An 18,419-nucleotide genomic window follows, 5' to 3' on the forward strand; every position below is an offset into this window, starting at 1 on the left:
TCTTCAATCCACCAAGGGAAATTCCATGAACATCGCACTCATTGGCGCCACCGGTTTTGTCGGCGCCCCCATCCTTTCCGAACTGCTGAGCCGCGGCCACAAGGTCACCGTGCTGGCCCGCAACCCTGGCAAGCTTGCCGCGCAGCCGGGCCTGACCGTGGTCGCCGCTGATGCGCTGGACGCGAAGCAGGTCGCCAAAGCCGCAGCCGGGCATGACGCCCTCATCAGCGCCTACAACCCGGGCTGGAGCGAACCGAAAATTCACGACGTGCATTTGCAGGCCAGCAAAGCCATCGTCGACGGTGTGAAGCAAGCCGGCGTGAAGCGCCTGCTGGTGGTGGGCGGCGCGGGCAGCCTCTATGTGGCGCCGGGCCTGCAGCTGGTGGACACGCCGGAATTTCCGCCGCAGTACAAACAGGGCGCACTGGCCGCACGTGAAGCTCTCAACCAGCTCAAGCTGGAAACCTCGCTGGACTGGAGTTTTGTCTCGCCCCCCATCGGCCTGGCGCCCGGTGAGCGCACCGGCAAATACCGCCTGGGCGCCGACGACCTGCTGCCCGGCCAGGGCGACAAACCCGCCGGCATCTCGGTCGCCGACCTGGCCGTTGCCATCGTGGACGAGATCGAGCAGGCCCGACATATCCGCCGCCGCTTCACCGCGGCGAATTAAAGGCAAATCGGCCTCCAGCCCAATCGCCGCCTTGGCTGGTAGCTATTAAAAATATAGCAATCGAGGGTGCGGGCGGATTTGCCGGCTAAGTTTCAGTCCGCGCAAACATCCCGCACGCACTCGCGCAGCCAGCGGTGCGCCAGGTCGGCGTGCAGCCGCGGGTGCCACAGCAAGGACACCGTGATCTCCGGCATCGGGAACGGCAAGGCAAAGCTGTGCATGCCGCCGCGCAGGTTGCCGGTGTGGCGCTCGGGCACGGTCGCAATCAGGTCCGACGCGCGAGCCAGCGCGAGGGCGGCTGAAAAGCCGGACACGACGGTGGCGATCTGACGCTGCAGCCCGGCGTTCGTTTCCTGCAGCGCCACATCCACCGGCCCCTGGCTTTCGCTGCGGCGCGACACCGCGACATGCCGGCCCGCGGCGTAACGCGCGGGCGTGATCTCGCCTTCGCTAAGCGCATGCCCCGTGCGCACCACGCCGATAAAACGGTCGCGAAACAGTGCCTGCGCGCGCAGCTCCGGGCTGGCGCCCTGCCCCACCACGCCGGTTTCCAGGTCGACGGCGCCGTCCCGCAGCGGCGTGCTGTCCTTGTCGGTCTTTTGCACAAAACACAGCGTCACGCCGGGCGCCTCTTTGCCGGCGCGGGCGATCAGCGCCGGCCCGAAGTTCTCGACAAAACCCTCGCGGGTTCGCAGCGTGAAGGTGCGCACCAGCCGTTTTAAATTGAGCTTGCCGGCGGGGCGCAACACCGCCTCGGCGTCTTCCACCAGCTGGCGGGTCCGCTCGCGCAGTTCAATCGCACGCGGCGTGGGCACCAGGCCGCGCCCGGCCCTGACCAATAACGGGTCGCCCGTCGTTTCACGCAGGCGCGCCAGCGCCCGGCTCATCGCCGAGGGGCTGAGCCGCAGGCGCTCGGCGGCGCGCGCCACGCTGCCTTCGGCCAGCAGTACGTCCAGGGTCACCAGCAGGTTGAAATCGGGCATTGCCATGGGCCGACCATACCGCAATTGCGCCTGGCATGGCGTCAAACGCATGAATAAGCTGCAAATGCTGCGCCTTCCGCCATTCCAGCCAAAGAACTACGCTTGAAGCAGCTCCTTTTCGGGGCTCCAGGAAGGGAATTCAAGTGACCTCACTCAACACAAAAACTGGCGAAAACGACCCACCGCTCACCCCCGTCGCCCGCTGGGCGCTTGCCAGCCTGTCGCTGTCCATGCTGCTGTCCTCGCTGGGCACCAGCATCGCCAATGTGGGCCTGCCGGCCCTGGCCGAGGCCTTCAGCGCCAGCTTCCAGCAGGTGCAGTGGATCGTGCTGGCCTACCTGCTGGCCATCACCACGCTGATCGTCAGCGCCGGGCGGCTGGGCGACCTGATGGGCCGACGGCGTGTGCTGCTGGCCGGCATCGCGCTGTTCACGGCGGCGTCAGTGCTGTGCGGGTTAGCGCCCACACTCGGCTGGCTGCTTGTTGCGCGCGCGCTGCAGGGCGCGGGGGCGGCCTTGATGATGGCGCTGACCATGGCGTTTGTCGGCGAGACGGTGCCCAAGGCCAGGACCGGCAGCGCGATGGGTTTGCTGGGGACCATGTCGGCCATGGGCACCGCGCTCGGCCCCTCGCTGGGCGGCCTGCTGGTGGCCGGGCCCGGCTGGCGCGCCCTCTTCCTGGTCAATGTGCCGCTGGGCGTCGCGGCTTTTGGGTTGGCGCAGCGCTGCCTGCCCGTGGATGGCCCGCGGCCCGACACACGCCGCGCCGGCTTCGACCCGCTGGGCACGGGGCTGCTCGCAATGACGCTGGCGGCCTATGCGCTGGCGGTGACGACGGGTCGCGGCCACTTCGGCGCGCTCAACCTGGCCTTGCTGGCGGCGGCTGCCCTGGGCGCCGGCCTCTTTGTGCTGGCCGAATCAAAGGTCGCAACGCCGCTGGTCAAGCTGGCGATGTTCCGCCAGCCTGACTTGAGCGCCAGCCTGGTGATCAGCGCACTGGTCTCCACCGTGATGATGGCGACGCTGGTGGTGGGGCCGTTTTACCTTTCGCGTGCGCTGGGGCTCAACGCTGCGGTGGTGGGACTGGCCCTGTCGGCCGGGCCGCTGGCCGCCGCGCTGGCCGCCATGCCTGCGGGCCGCATGGCCGACCGTTTTGGTGCGCAGCGCATGACGATCGCCGGGCTGGTCGGGATTGCGGCCGGCGCGCTGGTGCTGTCCATGCTGCCGGCATCGCTGGGCGTTGCAGGCTATGTTGCCCCGCTTGTGGTGATGACCGTCGGCTATTCGCTGTTCCAGACGGCGAACAACACCGCCGTGATGGGCGATGTCGCGGCGGACCAGCGGGGCGTGGTCTCGGGCCTGCTCAACCTGTCGCGCAACCTGGGACTGATCACCGGGGCGTCCGTCATGGGCGCGGTGTTTGCGTGGGCCTCGCGCGCGGTGGACATTGCGGCGGCGGAACCTGAAGCGGTGGCCACCGGCATGGGAGTGACGTTTGGCGTGGCGGCGGCGCTGATCGCCTGTTCGCTGGCTATCGCGGCGGCAAGCCGGGCACTTGTCACGCGCCGTACGGTTTTGCTATGAATTCAGGAGCAACATGCCTATACCCTGATTGGGCTGGAGGCCGATTTCATTCAAGACATCAGCCACCCGGCCACGGCACACCCCGGTACCAGGCGTGCTGCGCCAGCCGCAGCATGGGCTTGTCGCCGGAGGTGTCGCCATAGGCATAGAGCGTGGCGCCCTCCAGCCCCGCCGCGCCAAAGCGTTCAGCCGCCCAGGCGCGCAAGCGCACCACTTTCTGCTCACCATGGCAGTTCGGTGTCTTCATGCGGCCGGTGAGGCGGCTGCCTTCAACTTCCATCTCCGTGCAGATCAGCGCATCAAAACCCAGTTGCTGCGCCACACGCGGCAGGTAAACATCGGGCGAGGCGCTCACCATCACGCAGCAATGCCCGGCCTGCTGGTGCCAGGCCAGCCGCGCCATGGCGTCATCGCGCAACTGGCCGGGGAAGTCTTGCGCGAACCAGCGCGTGGCCCAGTCGTCCATCTCCTTCACACTGCGGCCGGCCAGCGTGGCCTGCAGCAGCTTTGCCTTGGCGATGTTGTTGGGCAGCAGGCGCAGCGCGTAGCCGGCCAGCCAGGGCGAGCAGCGCAGCAGAGCCCCCAAGAAACGCGGCCAACCGAGGCCGCGCACGAGAAATGGAATGAGCGTGTCGCGCCGGGTCAGCGTGCCGTCGAAGTCAAAGGCAGCAATCACCGGTGCGTCTGGGGTGCTTACCTCGGGCATCGCACCTGGCCGCAGTAACGCTCACAGAAGGGGCAGCCCGTCATGGGCAGCCAGCTCGGAATATTGAAGTAGCGCTTGAAGGCCACGCCCAGCACGCCTTCGCGGTAGGCGGGGTAGTTAAAGCCCTTGCCTTCCACCGCGTAAAAAGGCACGCCGCTTTGCTCAAAGCTCAGCGCACTTACCGACTCGAAGTAAGGCGCAAATTCTTCCAGCTTCGGCGGGTCGGCCACGATGATGCGGATCGTTTTGCCCTGGTAGAGCGAGAAGTCGACCAGCATGTCGTCTTGCCGCGCATGGAACTTGCCGGAGCCGAAGACCGGCATGTACTGGCGGCGCTCAAAACCGAAAATCGACGCGGGCGTGTAGGCCTCGGCCATCAGCACCGCACCGGGCACGGTCACCTGCTGCAGCATCTCGGCGGTTTTGTAGCTGCGGATGATTTGCGGATAGAGCTTGGTGCTGCGCCAGTTGTCGAGCGAGGTCATGTACAGCCCCGCGACCACCAGCACATGCAGGCCGGCAAACACGGCCAGGCCCTTGGCGCAGGCCTTGAGCCTGTCGGCAGGCAGGGCAAACGCCAGGAACACAAAACCGAAGGGGTAGAACGACAGCACCCAGTGCAGGCCGATCACTTTTTTGGCCGACAGCAGCGCAAAGAAAACCAGCGGCACCACCACCAGGCAGGCCAGCAGGCGCTGCGAGCGCGCCGTAGCCGCCAGCGCCTGGCGATACCTGAAGGCCATCCACACCGCTACGGGCGTGATGAGGTAGACCATCATGCCGATGTAGGTGAGCGGCTTGCGCCATTCAAACACCGCATCTTCATTGCGGTTGTACACGTTGAACATGATGTTGGACCAGCCGTGCGACATGTTGTAGGCGATGTTGATGGCCGGACCCGGCAAGGCGCACAGCACCAGCAGCGCAAAGCCGGCGAGCCGGTCGCGGCGGTACAGCATGAAGTACACAAAGTAGGTGAAGCCCAGCACCACCGAGAAATACTTCGAAAGAAACGCGCAACCTAAAAAGAAACCCGACAGGGCATAAAGGCCGTAGGCGGCGCGGTCGGCCTGCGCGCGGCGCTCGGCGCGCATCAGCGCGGCGACCGACAGCACCGACCAGAGAATCAGCGGCGTGTCGGTGGTGATCAGGGTGTTGAGCCAGTTGAGCGGGGCGAGCCAGAAAAACAGCACCGCCCAGGCGGCGCGTACTTTATCGACCGGCTTCAATGCCCACCACAGCGCCGCGCCCAGCGCCAGCGGCAGCAGCACGATCGGCAGTCGTATGGACCACAGGCTGTCGCCCAGCGTGGCGCGCATCAGCGCGATCAGCCAGCCCACCATGGGCGGATGGTCCGAATAGCCCCAATCCGGGTACACGCCCCACCAGTAAAAGAAGGCCTCGTCGCCGGTGACCGGAAAAGTGACGGCGATCCAGAACCGCAGCAGCAAAGAGAGCAGGCCGGCGGCCAGCAGCCAGCGGCTCAGTGAAACAGGAAAGGCGGCGGTGTCGTGGTTCTGGGGCATGAAACTGGAAACTGGGGGAATCGTGGGCGGCCCCGGCAAGAGGGGCGAAGGCAGCAAAGGCGGGAAAGAGGGGCCTAGCGAAAGCTGATTTCCTTGCGGATGGCCGCACTATAAAGCAAGGCCACCACGCCAATGCCCACGGCCAGCCACAGCGTCAGCAGCCGCACCAGCACGGTGACGGACAAGGCCACCGCCGGCGTGGCGCCCTGCGCCACCAGCAGGCCCGTGAGCACGGCCTCGGTGCCGCCCAGGCCGGCCGGCAAGGCCGACAGCGCGCCGGCCACCATGGCCACGGCATAAAAACCGGTGGCCGTCAGCAACTCCATGTGCACATTCATGGCGCGGCACACCAGCCATACGGCCAGGCCCTGCGCGGCCCAGGCCAGCAGCGTGAGGCCGAACCACAACCAGGGCCGCACCGCCAGGCAATGCCAGGCCTCGCGCAGCCAGGCAAAGCGGGCAAAAAGCTTCTCACGGTAGAGAAAGAGCAAGGCGACGGCCAGGATCACCAGCAGAGCACCGGCCGCCAGCAACCCCACCAGCAAGGCGGGCGCCGACTGCACCGCGCCGTGGCGCAGCAACCAGGCCAGCGCCGGCAGGCACAGCAGCAGCAGGCACAGCAGATCGGCCAGGCGCTCGGCGCCGAAGATGGCCAGGCTTTGCGCCGCGCCCAGCGGCTGGCGCGCCAGCATCAGGCCGCGCACCGCCTCGCCGACATTGCCGGGCGTAGGCGTAAACGCATAGCCGGCCAGGTAAAGGCGCAGGCCCTGCACCGCGCCGAAGTGGCGCCCGTAGTGCGCCATCCAGAATCGCCAGCGCAGGCCGCGCAGCAGGTAATTGAGCAGGCACAGGCCCGCGGCCTGCGCGCCGGTGGCCGACCAGAGCAAGGCGAGTGAGGTTTGCGGGCTGTCGCCCCAGACCAGCAGCACGGCTGCGTACGCCGTGGCCACTACGCCGAGCACCAGCAAAAGCCGCTTGAACGGCAGGCCGCCTGCTGCGGGCGCTGCGGCCACGGTGTTGGCGGGATGGTCGCCGGAACTCACAAACGGCGGCTCAGGAAGATGGCCAGCCACAGCACGCCGGCGGCCAGGATCCAGGGGTCGCGCAGCATGTCGCGCGCGACGTCTTCGCCACGGCCGCGGTGCACCTGGTAGGTGTAGCGCAGCATGCCGAAGATCACCACCGGCACGGTGTAGAGCAAACGCTCGCCGTGCTGCAGCTGCGCCTCGGGGCTGGTGGCAAACAGGCTGTAGGTGGCCAGCGTGGCGGTCATGGTGACGGCCATGAAGGTGTCCAGCAGGGCCGGCGGGTAGTGCGCCATCACGGCGCGCTGGCTGGCCTCTTCATGAAAGCTCTCGGCCTTGCGTTTGGAAAACCCGAGGAACAGCGCCACAAAAATGCCGGTGAGCAGCAGCCAGCGCGACGGCGGGATGCCAACGGCCACAGTGCCGGCCAGCAGCCGCAGCATGAAACCCGAGGCGATGATGGACACATCGACCACCGGCACCTGCTTGAGCCGCCACGAGTAGGCGAGATTCAGCACCGCATACACGCCGAGCAGCGCCAGCAGCGTTCGGTTGCCCGCGGCCAGCAGCAGGCCCGCGAACAGCAGCAGCGCGGCCAGCACCAGCGCCACCGGTACAGACACCGCGCCGCTGGCCAGCGGCCGGTGGCGTTTGGTGGGGTGCAACGCGTCGTTCGCACGGTCGTGCCAGTCGTTGATGATGTAGACCATGCTTGAGAGGCAGCAAAACGCGGCAAAGGCGTAGAAAACGCGCAGGTCCAGTGCGGTGTCCTGCCAGTTCTGGCTGAAGACCAGGCCGGCAAACACGAAGGCGTTTTTCAGCCACTGGTGCGGCCGCATGAGCCGGATCAAGGCCAGCGGTGAGGAGGACGAAGATGTCATCGGGAAGGGGGAAAACACCCCGTGGGGAAGCGGGCTTCAAGCATAACTGACGGGCAGGCAACGGACATCCCCGAATACGGCCAGAATGAGGGCATGTCTTTCGCACCCTCCCCCACCCTCAACCCCACGCCCTCAACCCTGCCCGCCGTTTCACCCCACGCCCTGGCCTTGATCCAGGCCCTGGTGCGCATGAACACGGTCAGCGACAACAGCAACCTTGAGCTGATCCATTTTGTGCGGGACGAGCTCAAAAAACTCGGAGTGGCCAGCCGCATCACCACCAATGCCGGCAAAACCAAGGCCAACCTCTTCGCCACGCTGGGCGAGGGCAAACCGGGCGGCGTCATCCTGTCAGGCCACACCGACACCGTGCCCTGGGACGGGCAGGACTGGACGCTGGACCCGCTGTCGGCAACCGTGAAGGACGGCCGGCTTTACGGCCGCGGCAGCTGCGACATGAAGGGTTTTATCGGCATGGCGCTGGCGCACGCCGGGGATTTCATCCACAGCCAGGCGCCGTTTGCGGTGCACCTGGCACTCAGCTATGACGAGGAAGTCGGTTGCCTGGGCGTGCGCGAGCTGATTGCCGACATGAAAGACGCCGGCATCAAGCCGCTGGCCTGCATCGTCGGCGAGCCCACCAGCATGGTGCCGGCCACGGCGCACAAGGGCGTGTACCGCTACAAATGCTGCGTGCGCGGCAAGGAGGCGCACTCCTCACTCACGCCGCAGTCCGTTAACGCCATCGAGATGGCGGCCCGCGTCATCGGCAAGCTGCGCGACATGGGCGAGGGGTTTGAGGCCAACGAGCCGCGTTACGAAGGCTTTGACGTGCCCTTCAGCACCACCAGCGTCGGGCAGTTCCACGGCGGCATTGCCGACAACGTGGTGCCGCGCGACGCCGAGTTCCGTTATGAGTTCCGCAACCTGCCCACCGCCGACGCGCATTCAATGCAAAAAGAGGTCGTAGCCTACGCGGAGCGTGCACAGCCCGCTATGAAAAAGATAGCGCCCGACGCCGGCTTCAGTTTTGAGACGATTTGTGAGGTGCCCGCCTTTTTGGGCTCGGCCGGCGACGCGGTGACGCAACTGGCGCAGCGCCTGGCCGGCACCAAAGAGACCACGCTGGTCGCCTTCGGCACCGAGGCCGGCCTCTTCAAGGACGCCGGCATTCCGACCGTGGTGTGCGGCCCCGGCAGCATCAACCAGGCGCACCAGCCTGATGAATTTGTCAGCCTGGAGCAATTGGCGCGTTGCCAGGACTTCATGCGTGGGCTGATCGCCACGCGGCAGATCGCCTGAATCAAAAAAGCCCGGGCAAGCCGGGCTTTTTTGACGAGGATGTACCGCCTCGCGATCAGGTCCTGACCCGGCCGTCACCTGTGAGCATCGACAGCTCCACAAAACTCGACGCCACATGGTCCGTCGGCGAAAACGACACCGAGAACCCGCCGAGCGACTGGGTGCCCATGCCTTCGAGGCCGGAAATCAGCGACTCGCGGCTGATCTTGGCGCCGCCTCGCTTGAGGCCGTCCACCAGCACCCGGGCGGCCACATAACCTTCCATGCTGGAGAAGTTGATCTGCGCGTCCTTGCCCGCGGCCTTCACGGCGTCGACAAACTCGCGCGCAATCGGGCGGGCCGTGTTGTAGGGCGAAGGCATAACCTGCGACACCACCACGCCTGCGCCGTCTTTGCCCAGCTCGTCAGCCAGCGCCTGCGTGCCGACAAAAGAGACGTTGTAGAAAGTGCCGCCGTAACCGGCCTTGCGGGCCTCGCGGATGAACGCCGCGCAGGCCTTGTAGGCGCCGATCTGCACCACCGCATCAGGGCCGGCGGCGACCAGCGTGCTCACGGCCTTGGCCACATCGACCGAATTGCGCTCGACGGTCGCCGTCGCCACCGGCTTGAGGTTCTGCGCGCCCAGCGCCAGCACCACGCCGTCCAGGCCGGCTTTGCCGTAGGCATCGTTCTGGTGGAACACGGCGATTTTTTTCAGCCCCAGGGCGGTCAGCTGCTTGACGATCAGGCCTGTCTCATCGTTGTAGGAAGCGCGCACATGGAAGGCGTACTTGTTGAACGGCTCGCGCAGCGCCATGGCGCCGGTGAACGGGGCGATGAAGGGAACCTTGTCCTTCGTCGCCAGCGGCAGCGCAACAACGCTGGTGGGCGTACCGATGTAGCCAAAGAGCGCAAATACATCGTCGGCGATCAGCTTGCGGGTGTTTTCAGCGCAGCGGTCAGGCTCATAGCCGTCATCGAGGTTGCGGATTTCGATCAGTCGCTTGCCGACGCCGCCTTGCGCGTTGACCTGGTCGAAATAGACTTTCGCGCCCTGGTAGAACTGGATGCCCAGCTGTGCGGCCGGCCCGGTAAAGGGCGCCGACTGGCCCAGGATGATCTTGTCAGTCTGTGCGTGGGCGATGTTAAAAGCGCCCAGCATGGACGCGCCGACGGCGGTGGAGAAGGTTCTGCGAGTAAGTTTCATGCGGTGATTCTCCCAATGCAGCTTGCGCTTGTGTGTTCATCATCACCAACCGAAAGCGTATTCGTAAGATTTATCACTGTTTTGGCGGCCCAAACGGCCATATTGCCAGCAAATTGCCAGCTTTTGCGGCATTTAGCCAACAGTGCCGCCAGCCTTCGCTTACTCCCGCACCCGCCCTGTCGCATCAATGAGGCTGAGTTCGACCAGCTTGGAGCCCACGCGGTCACCGTCAAAGTGAAGGCGAAAACCACCCAGGTTCAGGTCCTGCATGGTGTCCAGCGCCTTGCGCAGCTTGGCGCGGGTCGGGTCCTTGCCGGCCTTGCGCAGGGCTTCGGTGAAAGTCCAGGCGGCGATATAGCCTTCGAGCATGTAGACATTGGATTTGAGTTTGGCGGCCGCGGCGTCTGCCTGCAACTCGCGCACCAGGACGCTTTTGGCGTTGTCCGACTTGGGCGTGACCCGCGCCACCACCACACCGGCGCCGGCCGCGCCCAACTGCTCGGCCAGCAGGCTTTCGCCGGTGGTGGAAAAGCCGTAGATCGGCCCGCGAAAGCCCTTGGTCCGCAGGTCGCGTATGGCGCTGGCGGCGCCCGAGGCGTCGCTGATCACCAGCACCGACTCAGGTTTTTTGGCCAGAACCTGGTCGACGCTGGTGGCGATGCTGCCGCCTGTCAGCGGCGACTTGGCCACCAGATTGGCGCCCAGGCCGCCCATGGTGCGCTCGGCCGAGTCCAGCGCCGCCAGCGACTCCAGGTCTTTGCCGTGCAGGATGGCCAGCTTGCGCATGCCCAAGGTCTCGGCGTGGCGCGTGATGACCGCGGCTTCTTCCGAATAGCCGGGCCGCACTGAATACACATTGGGGTAGAGCGAGCCGCGCAGCTCGTCGGCGCCCGCCATGGGGGCAAACAGCAGCACATCGGTGTCTTTGAGCAGCGGATTCGCGGCGGTGACCTGCGGCGAGCCGTAGTAGCCAAAAAGGGCAAACACCTTCTGGTCGAGCAGCTTTTTGGTGTTGGCCGCGGTAGTTTCAGGGTTGCCGGCGTCGTCCAGCGTGGTCAGCTCGATCTTGCGGCCGTTGATGCCGCCGCCGGCATTGACGCGGTCGAAATACAGGCGCGCACCCTGCCCAAACGGCGTGGCCAGCGTGGTGCCGGGCCCGGTGACGGCCAGCGATTGCCCCAGCGTGATGGCCGTCTTGCTGATGCCGTCCTGCGCCTTGACCCCTGTTGCCGCCAGGACGGCCAGGGCCGCTACCATGGTGATTTTGGCGGCGGCCCGGACTGCGCGCATTCCACGTTTTGTTGTTGTCATGATGTGTCTCCCCCGGGATGCCCCGATGACTGTCAATATAGAGTTGAACCATGAGCAATACCATCAGCATCTCCCCTATCGCTAACCCTGATAGTCAGGGATCAAGCCCCACACAGGTGCTTGGCGCCTGCCCCCACGACTGCCCCGACACCTGCTCGCTGCTGACCACGGTGGAAGGCGGCGTCGCCACCCGCGTGCAGGGCAACCCGGACCACCCCCATACCGGCGGCGTGCTGTGCAACAAGGTCTCGCGCTACACCGAACGCACCTACCACCCCGAGCGCCTGCTGCAGCCGCTCAAGCGCAGCGGCCCCAAAGGCAGCGGGAAGTTCGAGCCGGTGAGCTGGGAGGCGGCGCTGGCCGACATCGCGGCGCGCCTCAAAACCATCGCCGCGCGCGACCCCGAAGCCGTCCTGCCCTACAGCTATGCCGGCACCATGGGCCAGGTGCAGGGCGAAAGCATGGCGGGGCGTTTTTTCAACAAGCTGGGCGCCTCCTTTCTCGACCGCACGATCTGCTCGTCGGCCGGCGGCGAGGCGCTGACGCAAACGCTGGGCGGCAAGGTCGGCATGCGGGTCGAGTTTTTTGCCGAGTCCAAGCTCATCATCATCTGGGGCAGCAACTCCATCGGCAGCAACCTGCACTTCTGGCGCTATGCGCAGCAGGCCAAACGCAACGGCGCCCGGCTGATCTGCATAGACCCGCGCAAAAGCGAGACCGCCGAAAAATGCCATGAACACATCGCCCTGCTGCCCGGCACCGACGCGGCGCTGGCGCTGGCGCTGATGCACGAGCTGATCACCCACGACTGGCTGGACCACGACTACATCGCGCAGCACACGCTGGGCTGGCAGGGCCCCGAAGGCGGCCTGCGCGAACGCGCGCTGCAGTGGAGCCCCGAGCGCGCCGCTGGTGTCTGCGGCGTGCCGGCGGAGCAAATCCGCGCGCTGGCCCGCGAATACGGCGAATGCATGGTCAACAAACAGCCCGCCGCCATTCGCCTGAACTACGGCATGCAACGCGTGCGCGGCGGCGGCAACGCGGCGCGCGCCATCGCCTGCCTGCCGGCGCTGACGGGCGCGTGGCGGCACCGCGCCGGCGGCGTGCTGCTCAGCAGCTCAGGCCTGTTCCCGGTCGACCGGGCCGCGCTGCAGCGGCCTGACCTGCTCAAGGGCCGCCAGCCGCGCACCATCAACATGAGCACCATCGGCAACGCCCTGCTGGAGCCGGCATCGAAGCAGTTCGGCCCCAAGATCGAAGCGGTGATCGTCTACAACAGCAACCCGGTGGCCGTCGCGCCTGAATCGGGCAAGGTGGTGAAGGGCTTTGCGCGCGAAGACCTTTTCACCGTGGTGCTGGAGCATTTCCAGACCGACACGGCCGACTACGCGGACTACATCCTGCCGGCCACCACCCAGCTGGAGCACTGGGATATTCACAGCGCCTACGGCCACACTGACGTGCTGCTGAATCGCCCGGCCATCGCGCCCATGGGCAATGCCAAGACCAACACGCAGATCTTCCGCGAGCTCGCTGCCCACATGGGCTACACCGAGCCCTGCTTTGCCGACAGCGACGAGCAGCTGTGCCGCGCGACCTTTGGCGACAAGGTCAACTTCCAGCAACTGCTGGACACCGGCTTTACCACGCTGGCGCTGCCCGATGCGCCGTTTGCCGACGGCAACTTCCCGACTGCCTCCGGCCGCTGCGAGTTCTTCAGCGAGCGCCTGGCCGCGGCCGGCATGGGCGGCCTGCCCGACCACCTGCCCAACCATGAGGCGGCCGGCACGTCGGCGAAATTCCCGCTGGCCATGATCTCGCCGCCGGCGCGCAATTTCCTCAACTCCACCTTCGTCAACGTGAAAAGCCTGCGCGACATCGAAACCGAGCCGCTGCTGGAAATCCACAGCGACGATGCCGCGCTGCGCGGCATCACCAGCGGCGCCATCGTCAAGGTGTTCAATGAACGCGGCGAATACCGGGTCAAGGCCGAGGTCTCGGCGCGGGCGCGCCCGGGTGTGGTCCACGGCATGGGCATCTGGTGGCGCAAGCTGGGCCTGGACGGCACCAACGTCAACGAACTCACCAGCCAGCACCTGACCGACATGGGCCGCGGCCCGGTGTTTTATGACTGCCTGGTGCAAGTGCAGCGCGAAGCCGGGGCTGCCTGAGGGCCGACGTGAAGCCCGCCACGGCCAAACGAACCCTTGCCGTGGCCCTGGCCGCCATGCTGGGCCTGGGCGGCTGTGCGGACCTGGGCTACTACTGGCAGTCCGTCAGCGGCCACCTGCAGATGATCAACGCGGCGCGCCCGGTCGATGAGTTGCTGGGCGACGCCCACGCATCCGGGCAGCTCAAGGCCCGGCTGGCGCTGGCGCAGCGCATCCGCAACTTTGCGGTGACGGAGCTCAAGCTGCCCGACAACCCCAGCTACCGCCGTTACGCCGACCTGCAGCGCAGCGCCGTGGTGTGGAACGTGGTGGCCGCGCCCGAGTTTTCGCTCACGCTCAAGACCTGGTGTTTTCCCGTCACCGGCTGCGTCGGCTACCGCGGCTACTTCAACGAAGCCGAGGCGCGCGCCGAGGCTGAGCAACTCAAGGCCGATGGCCTGGAAGTCAGCGTCTACGGCGTGCCGGCCTATTCCACGCTGGGCTGGATGAACTGGGCCGGCGGCGACCCGCTGCTCAGCACCTTCATCGGCTACCCCGAGGGCGAGCTGGCGCGGCTGATCTTTCATGAGCTCTCGCACCAGGTGGTCTACGTCAAGGACGACACCATGTTCAACGAGTCCTTCGCCACCGCCGTTGAACGCCTGGGCGGCCAGCGCTGGCTGGACAGCGAGGCCTTGCGCGGCAACGAAAAGGCCCGCCAGGACTACGCCGTGTTCGACGGGCGGCGCCGGCAGTTCCGCGCACTGGCGCTGGCCACGCGGCGCGAGCTGGCCGCGGTTTATGAACAAAATACGGCTCCAGCCCAGGCAATTCCTGGGCAAGCAGCTATGAAATCGATAGCAATGCAGCGGTTTCGCGACGAGTACGCGAAGCTCAAGGCCTCGTGGGGCGGCTTTGCCGGCTACGACCCCTGGGTGGCGCGCGCCAACAACGCGGCCTTTGGCGCGCAGGCCGCCTATGATGAACTGGTGCCCGGCTTTGAGGCGCTGTTCGAGCGCGAAGGCCGCGACTGGCAACGGTTTTATGATGCGGTGAAAAGACTGGCCGGCCTGCCCAGGGAAGAGCGGCGCAAGGCACTGCAAACGACCAACACCAACAACACCGACAACAACACGGAGACACCGAATGGCTGACATCCACATCCAGCGCGAACACACCCTGGGCCTTCTTGAAGCACGCAAGATCGCCTTCAAGTGGGCCGAGCAGGTCGAAGAAAAGTTCGACATGGAGTGCACGTATGAAGAGGGCAAGACCGAAGACCTGGTGAGCTTCAGCCGCTCGGGCGTCAGCGGCACGCTGGCGGTCACCAAGGACAGCTTCGACCTCAACGCCAAACTCGGCTTCCTGCTGGGCGCCTTCAAGGACAAGATCGAAGGCGAGATCGTGAAGAACCTGGACACGCTGATTGCGAAAAAGCCCGCGGCCAAAAAAGCCGCCGCCAAAAAGAAGGCCGCCTGAAAAGCCGCTGACGTTCGGGGGTGCCGCCCGTGAGCTACAACCTCGCCCGTTTTGACCTGGTGTCGGTGCGCCTGGCGGTCGCTTGCGCGCAAACCGGCAGCCTGACCGCCGCGGCGCGCGGTTCGCACCTGGCGCTGGCCGCGGCCAGCCGGCGCATCCGCGAGCTGGAAGACGCGCTGGGCGAAGCGCTGTTTGAGCGCCACCCGCGCGGCCTGTTGCCCACCGCGGCCGGGCGCGTGTTCGTCAAGCACGGCCTTACGCTGCTGCAGACCATGGAGCAACTGGGCGGCGAGCTGGCCGACCTGCGGCGCGGCATCGCGCGCCACATCCGCCTGTGTGCCAGCAGCGCCGCCATCAGCCAGTTCTTGCCGCCGCTGCTGGCGCGCTATGGCGAGCTGCATCCGCAGGTGCACATCGACCTGGAAGAGCAGGTGTCGGAAGCCGTGGCGGCCACGCTGCGCGAAGGCCGGGCCGACGTGGCGGTGTTTGTGGAAGGGCCCGACACCACGGGGCTGGATACACGGCTCTTTCGCGAAGACGAGCTCGTGCTGATCCTGCCGGCAGGCCACATGCTGGCGGGCAAGACGCCGCTGGCCTTTGTCGATGCGCTCGATGAAGAATGGATCAGCCTGACCGCCGGCGCCGCCATGCTGCAAAAACAGCAACAAGCCGCACTGGCCGCCAACCGGCCGCTCAAGCTGCGCATGCAGGTGCGCAGCTTTGACGCCGTGTGCCACATGGTGGCCTCGGGCCTGGGCGTGGCCATCCTGCCCAAGGCCGCGACACTGCCCATGGTCAAAAGCATGAAGCTCAGCTGGCGGCCACTGGCCGACGCCTGGGCCAGCCGCCGCCTGCTGACGGCCACCATGGCGGGCCAGCCGGATGCGGGCGTTGCCTCGTTAGTGGATTTTTTGTCCCCGCCTTCGCAAAACGCGAAACCCAGGGCCTCAAAGCGCAAATAGACGGGGCCAGCCGGCGGCGGCACACTGCCGCCCATGCCCTCCCCTGAAAAATCCCTTCCGGCGTCTACCGTCCCTCCCGCGCCAGGCCCGCTCGCCGGGCTGAAAGTGCTGGAGCTCGGCCAGCTGATTGCCGGCCCCTTCGCCGCCAAGACGCTGGCAGACTTCGGCGCCGACATCATCAAGATCGAAACGCCGGGCGCGGGCGACCCGCTGCGCAAATGGCGTTTGCTCAAAGACGGCACCTCGGTCTGGTGGCAGGTGCAGTCGCGCAACAAACGCTCGGTGGCGCTGGATTTGAAGAGCCCCGAGGCGCAGGCCATCGTGCGCCAGCTCGCGGTCGATGCCGATGTGCTGATCGAGAACTTCCGCCCCGGCGCCATGGAAGGCTGGGGCCTGGGCCCTGACGACTTGCTGGCGCTGAACCCGCGCCTCATCATGCTGCGCATCAGCGGCTACGGCCAGACCGGCCCCTACCGCGACAAGCCGGGCTTTGGCGTGGTGGCCGAGGCCATGAGCGGCCTGCGCCACCTGACGGCCGAACCGGGCCGCGTGCCGGTGCGGGTCGGCGTGAGCATCGGCGACACGCTGGCCGCGCTGCACGGCGTGATCGGCATCCTGCTGGCGATGCAGGAGCGCCAGCGCTCGGGCAAGGGCCAGGTGATTGACGTAGCTCTGTATGAAGCGGTCTTCAACTGCATGGAAAGCCTGCTGCCTGAATACAGCGCGTTCGGCGCGGTGCGCGGCGCGGCCGGCAGCGCCCTGCCCGGCATCGCGCCCAGCAATGCCTACCTGTGCAAGGACGGCGGCTATGCCCTGGTGGCCGGCAACGGCGACAGCATCTTCAAACGGCTGATGGCCACCATTGGCCGCAATGACCTGGGCAGCGACCCGGCGCTGGCTGACAACGCAGGCCGCGTGGCGCGCGTGGCCGAAATTGATGCGGCGATTGGCGAGTGGACCCTGGGCCTCACAGTGGACGAGGTGCTGGCGGCGCTCGACAAAGTCTCGGTGCCGGCGGGCCGCATCTACACCGTGGCCGACATCGCCGCAGACCCGCACTACGCGGCGCGCGGCATGCTCGATGAAGTGCAGATGGATGACGGCAGCCTGCTGGCCGTGCCCGGCATCGTGCCCAAGCTGTCGCGCACGCCAGGCGGGCACCGCCGCAATGCGCCGCAGGTCGGGCAGGACACGGATGCGGTGCTGCGCGAGATTGGGCTCTCGGCCGAACAGATTCAGGCGCTGAAAGACAAAGGCATCGTGGCCGGCAAGGATTCAGGAACACCATGAAGCGGATTTTCTTCAATGAGGTCGCCACGCGCGACGGCTTCCAGATCGAACCGGCGTTTATCCCGACCGGCGACAAGGTCGCGCTGGTCGATGCGCTGAGCGAATGCGGTTACGCCAAGATCGAGGTGACCTCGTTCACCTCGCCCAAGGCCATCCCCATGCTGCGCGATGCCGAAGAGGTGATGGGCCGCATACGCCGCGTGCCCGGTGTGGAATACACCGTGCTGGTGCCCAACCTGCGCGGCGCCGAGCGCGCGCTGGAGTCGCGCGCCGACGAGCTGAACCTCGTGATGTCGGTGTCGGAGACGCACAACCTGGCCAACCTGCGCATGCCGCGCGACAAAAGTTTCGCCGCGCTCTCGGACGTGATCCGCCACGTCGATGGCCGCACGCCCATCAATATTTCCCTCTCATGCTGCTTCGGCTGCCCGATGGAAGGCGACGTGGCCGAGGAAGAAGTGCTGCGCTGGAGCGACCGTTTTGCGGCCTTTGGCGCAGACCGCGTGCGCGGCCTCACCCTCTGCGACACCACCGGCATGGCGCACCCCGCGCAAGTCAGCCGCATGGTGGAAGTGCTACAGCGGCGCTTTGAGGGCTTGCAATTGACCCTGCACTTTCACAACACACGCGGCATGGGCCTGGCCAATGTGCTGGCGGCCGTGCAGGGCGGCATCACACGCTTTGACGGCTCGCTGGGCGGCCTGGGCGGCTGCCCTTATGCGCCCGGCGCCAGCGGCAACATCAGCAGCGAAGACGCGGTGCACATGCTGGACGCCATGGGTTACGACACCGGCATGGACATCGGAAAACTGCTGGCGGTGGCGCGGCAAATGCCCGGCATCGTCGGCCATGAAGTGCCCGGCCAGGTGGCCAAAGCCGGCCGCATCACGGACCTGCATGCACCGCCGCCGTACGTGGCGGAACTGCGGGAACTGTCAGCGTGATCAGGCATCTCGATCATCTGGTGTTGACAACATCGGACGAAAAAGCCTGCGTGGACTTCTACACCCGCGTGCTGGGCATGACGCTGGAAACTTTCACCGGCGGCACGCCGCCCGTGGAACGCAAGGCCTTCAAGTTCGGCCAGCAAAAAATCAACCTGCACATCAAGGGCCGCGAGTTTGAACCCAAGGCCCACCTGCCGGTGCCGGGTTCGCTGGACTTGTGCTTTCTGGCAAGCAGCCCCCTTGCCGAAGTGATCACCCGCCTTGAGCGAGAGCGCTGGCCCATCATCGAAGGCCCCGTGCTGCGCACCGGCGCCACGCAAAAAATCCGCTCGGTCTATGTGCGCGACCCCGACCTGAATTTGATAGAGATTTCCGAACCCGCCTGAAATCGCAACCCTTAAAAGCAACCCTAAAACTA

At 66.2% G+C, this 18,419-nt stretch carries 17 protein-coding genes; 10 read left to right on the forward strand and 7 right to left on the reverse strand.

Going from position 1 to position 18,419, the window contains the following annotated elements; translation table 11 throughout:
* The first annotated feature begins 25 nt into the window (after positions 1-25).
* The gene (locus DT070_RS03855) at positions 26-670 is read left to right on the forward strand and encodes an NAD(P)-dependent oxidoreductase (RefSeq protein WP_122954224.1); all 645 of its coding nucleotides are present in this window, start codon (positions 26-28) and stop codon (positions 668-670) included.
* Positions 671-762: 92 nt separating this feature from the next.
* Here the strand turns inward: DT070_RS03855 and DT070_RS03860 are convergent, their stop codons facing one another.
* The gene (locus DT070_RS03860) at positions 763-1,659 is read right to left on the reverse strand and encodes a LysR family transcriptional regulator (protein ID WP_122954225.1); all 897 of its coding nucleotides are present in this window, start codon (positions 1,657-1,659) and stop codon (positions 763-765) included.
* Positions 1,660-1,796: 137 nt separating this feature from the next.
* On the opposite strand from DT070_RS03860, the gene DT070_RS03865 reads away from it, so the two are divergent.
* Positions 1,797-3,236: an MFS transporter gene (locus tag DT070_RS03865; protein WP_255416855.1), complete on the forward strand. Its 1,440-nt coding sequence runs from the start codon at positions 1,797-1,799 to the stop codon at positions 3,234-3,236.
* Between the two features lie 58 nt (positions 3,237-3,294).
* On the opposite strand, the gene DT070_RS03870 is transcribed toward DT070_RS03865, so the two are convergent.
* From DT070_RS03870 to DT070_RS03885, 4 genes are all read right to left on the reverse strand, one after another.
* Positions 3,295-3,912, reverse strand: a complete 618-nt coding sequence (locus tag DT070_RS03870; protein ID WP_228778582.1) for an HAD-IB family hydrolase — start codon at positions 3,910-3,912, stop codon at positions 3,295-3,297.
* A 17-nt stretch (positions 3,913-3,929) separates the two neighbouring features.
* Positions 3,930-5,468 (reverse strand): glycosyltransferase family 39 protein, encoded by a 1,539-nt coding sequence (locus tag DT070_RS03875; RefSeq protein WP_122954228.1) that lies wholly within the window; start codon positions 5,466-5,468, stop codon positions 3,930-3,932.
* A 74-nt stretch (positions 5,469-5,542) separates the two neighbouring features.
* Positions 5,543-6,511 (reverse strand): flippase-like domain-containing protein, encoded by a 969-nt coding sequence (locus DT070_RS03880; protein WP_228778581.1) that lies wholly within the window; start codon positions 6,509-6,511, stop codon positions 5,543-5,545.
* Positions 6,508-7,374, reverse strand: coding sequence for a decaprenyl-phosphate phosphoribosyltransferase (locus DT070_RS03885; protein ID WP_122954229.1), 867 nt, complete (start codon positions 7,372-7,374; stop codon positions 6,508-6,510). Before DT070_RS03885 ends, DT070_RS03880 begins: the two co-directional genes overlap by 4 nt.
* 93 nt (positions 7,375-7,467) lie before the next feature.
* Here DT070_RS03885 and argE point away from each other — a divergent pair, with 93 nt between their 5' ends.
* The gene (gene argE, locus DT070_RS03890; protein WP_122954230.1) at positions 7,468-8,676 is read left to right on the forward strand and encodes an acetylornithine deacetylase; all 1,209 of its coding nucleotides are present in this window, start codon (positions 7,468-7,470) and stop codon (positions 8,674-8,676) included.
* Positions 8,677-8,731: 55 nt separating this feature from the next.
* Here the strand turns inward: argE and DT070_RS03895 are convergent, their stop codons facing one another.
* Positions 8,732-9,862 carry an ABC transporter substrate-binding protein gene (locus tag DT070_RS03895; protein WP_122954231.1) on the reverse strand — a complete coding sequence of 377 codons (1,131 nt, stop codon included), beginning with the start codon at positions 9,860-9,862 and terminating at the stop codon, positions 8,732-8,734.
* 159 nt (positions 9,863-10,021) lie between these two features.
* Entirely contained in the window at positions 10,022-11,173 is a 1,152-nt protein-coding gene (locus DT070_RS03900) for an ABC transporter substrate-binding protein (protein WP_122954232.1), read from the reverse strand.
* 50 nt (positions 11,174-11,223) lie between these two features.
* On the opposite strand from DT070_RS03900, the gene DT070_RS03905 reads away from it, so the two are divergent.
* From DT070_RS03905 to DT070_RS03935, 7 genes are read left to right on the forward strand one after another with little or no spacing between them, the layout of a single operon-like run.
* On the forward strand, positions 11,224-13,344 hold the full coding sequence (locus tag DT070_RS03905) for a molybdopterin-dependent oxidoreductase (RefSeq protein ID WP_122954233.1): 2,121 nt from the start codon (positions 11,224-11,226) through the stop codon (positions 13,342-13,344).
* 56 nt (positions 13,345-13,400) lie between these two features.
* Positions 13,401-14,477 carry an aminopeptidase gene (locus DT070_RS03910; RefSeq protein WP_122957238.1) on the forward strand — a complete coding sequence of 359 codons (1,077 nt, stop codon included), beginning with the start codon at positions 13,401-13,403 and terminating at the stop codon, positions 14,475-14,477.
* On the forward strand, positions 14,470-14,802 hold the full coding sequence (locus tag DT070_RS03915; protein ID WP_122954234.1) for a polyhydroxyalkanoic acid system family protein: 333 nt from the start codon (positions 14,470-14,472) through the stop codon (positions 14,800-14,802). Before DT070_RS03910 ends, DT070_RS03915 begins: the two co-directional genes overlap by 8 nt.
* Before the next feature lie 29 nt (positions 14,803-14,831).
* Positions 14,832-15,764 (forward strand): LysR family transcriptional regulator, encoded by a 933-nt coding sequence (locus tag DT070_RS03920; protein WP_122957239.1) that lies wholly within the window; start codon positions 14,832-14,834, stop codon positions 15,762-15,764.
* Positions 15,765-15,797: 33 nt separating this feature from the next.
* Entirely contained in the window at positions 15,798-17,054 is a 1,257-nt protein-coding gene (locus DT070_RS03925) for a CaiB/BaiF CoA-transferase family protein (protein ID WP_122954235.1), read from the forward strand.
* The gene (locus DT070_RS03930; protein ID WP_122954236.1) at positions 17,051-17,998 is read left to right on the forward strand and encodes a hydroxymethylglutaryl-CoA lyase; all 948 of its coding nucleotides are present in this window, start codon (positions 17,051-17,053) and stop codon (positions 17,996-17,998) included. The genes DT070_RS03925 and DT070_RS03930 overlap by 4 nt, the downstream gene beginning before the upstream one ends.
* Positions 17,995-18,387: a VOC family protein gene (locus DT070_RS03935; protein ID WP_122954237.1), complete on the forward strand. Its 393-nt coding sequence runs from the start codon at positions 17,995-17,997 to the stop codon at positions 18,385-18,387. The genes DT070_RS03930 and DT070_RS03935 overlap by 4 nt, the downstream gene beginning before the upstream one ends.
* Positions 18,388-18,419 lie beyond the last annotated feature (32 nt).

This window comes from Polaromonas sp. SP1 (genome assembly GCF_003711205.1).
Classification (GTDB): domain Bacteria; phylum Pseudomonadota; class Gammaproteobacteria; order Burkholderiales; family Burkholderiaceae_C; genus Polaromonas.

Coding starts and splice junctions, on each gene's coding strand:
- argE (WP_122954230.1), top strand. CDS start 7,468: ATGTCTTTCGCACCCTCCCCCACCCTCAACCCCACGCCCTCAACCCTG.
- DT070_RS03925 (WP_122954235.1), top strand. CDS start 15,798: ATGCCCTCCCCTGAAAAATCCCTTCCGGCGTCTACCGTCCCTCCCGCG.
- DT070_RS03875 (WP_122954228.1), bottom strand. CDS start 5,468: ATGCCCCAGAACCACGACACCGCCGCCTTTCCTGTTTCACTGAGCCGC.
- DT070_RS03895 (WP_122954231.1), bottom strand. CDS start 9,862: ATGAAACTTACTCGCAGAACCTTCTCCACCGCCGTCGGCGCGTCCATG.
- DT070_RS03915 (WP_122954234.1), top strand. CDS start 14,470: ATGGCTGACATCCACATCCAGCGCGAACACACCCTGGGCCTTCTTGAA.
- DT070_RS03855 (WP_122954224.1), top strand. CDS start 26: ATGAACATCGCACTCATTGGCGCCACCGGTTTTGTCGGCGCCCCCATC.
- DT070_RS03860 (WP_122954225.1), bottom strand. CDS start 1,659: ATGGCAATGCCCGATTTCAACCTGCTGGTGACCCTGGACGTACTGCTG.
- DT070_RS03905 (WP_122954233.1), top strand. CDS start 11,224: ATGAGCAATACCATCAGCATCTCCCCTATCGCTAACCCTGATAGTCAG.
- DT070_RS03910 (WP_122957238.1), top strand. CDS start 13,401: ATGCTGGGCCTGGGCGGCTGTGCGGACCTGGGCTACTACTGGCAGTCC.
- DT070_RS03885 (WP_122954229.1), bottom strand. CDS start 7,374: ATGACATCTTCGTCCTCCTCACCGCTGGCCTTGATCCGGCTCATGCGG.
- DT070_RS03930 (WP_122954236.1), top strand. CDS start 17,051: ATGAAGCGGATTTTCTTCAATGAGGTCGCCACGCGCGACGGCTTCCAG.
- DT070_RS03900 (WP_122954232.1), bottom strand. CDS start 11,173: ATGACAACAACAAAACGTGGAATGCGCGCAGTCCGGGCCGCCGCCAAA.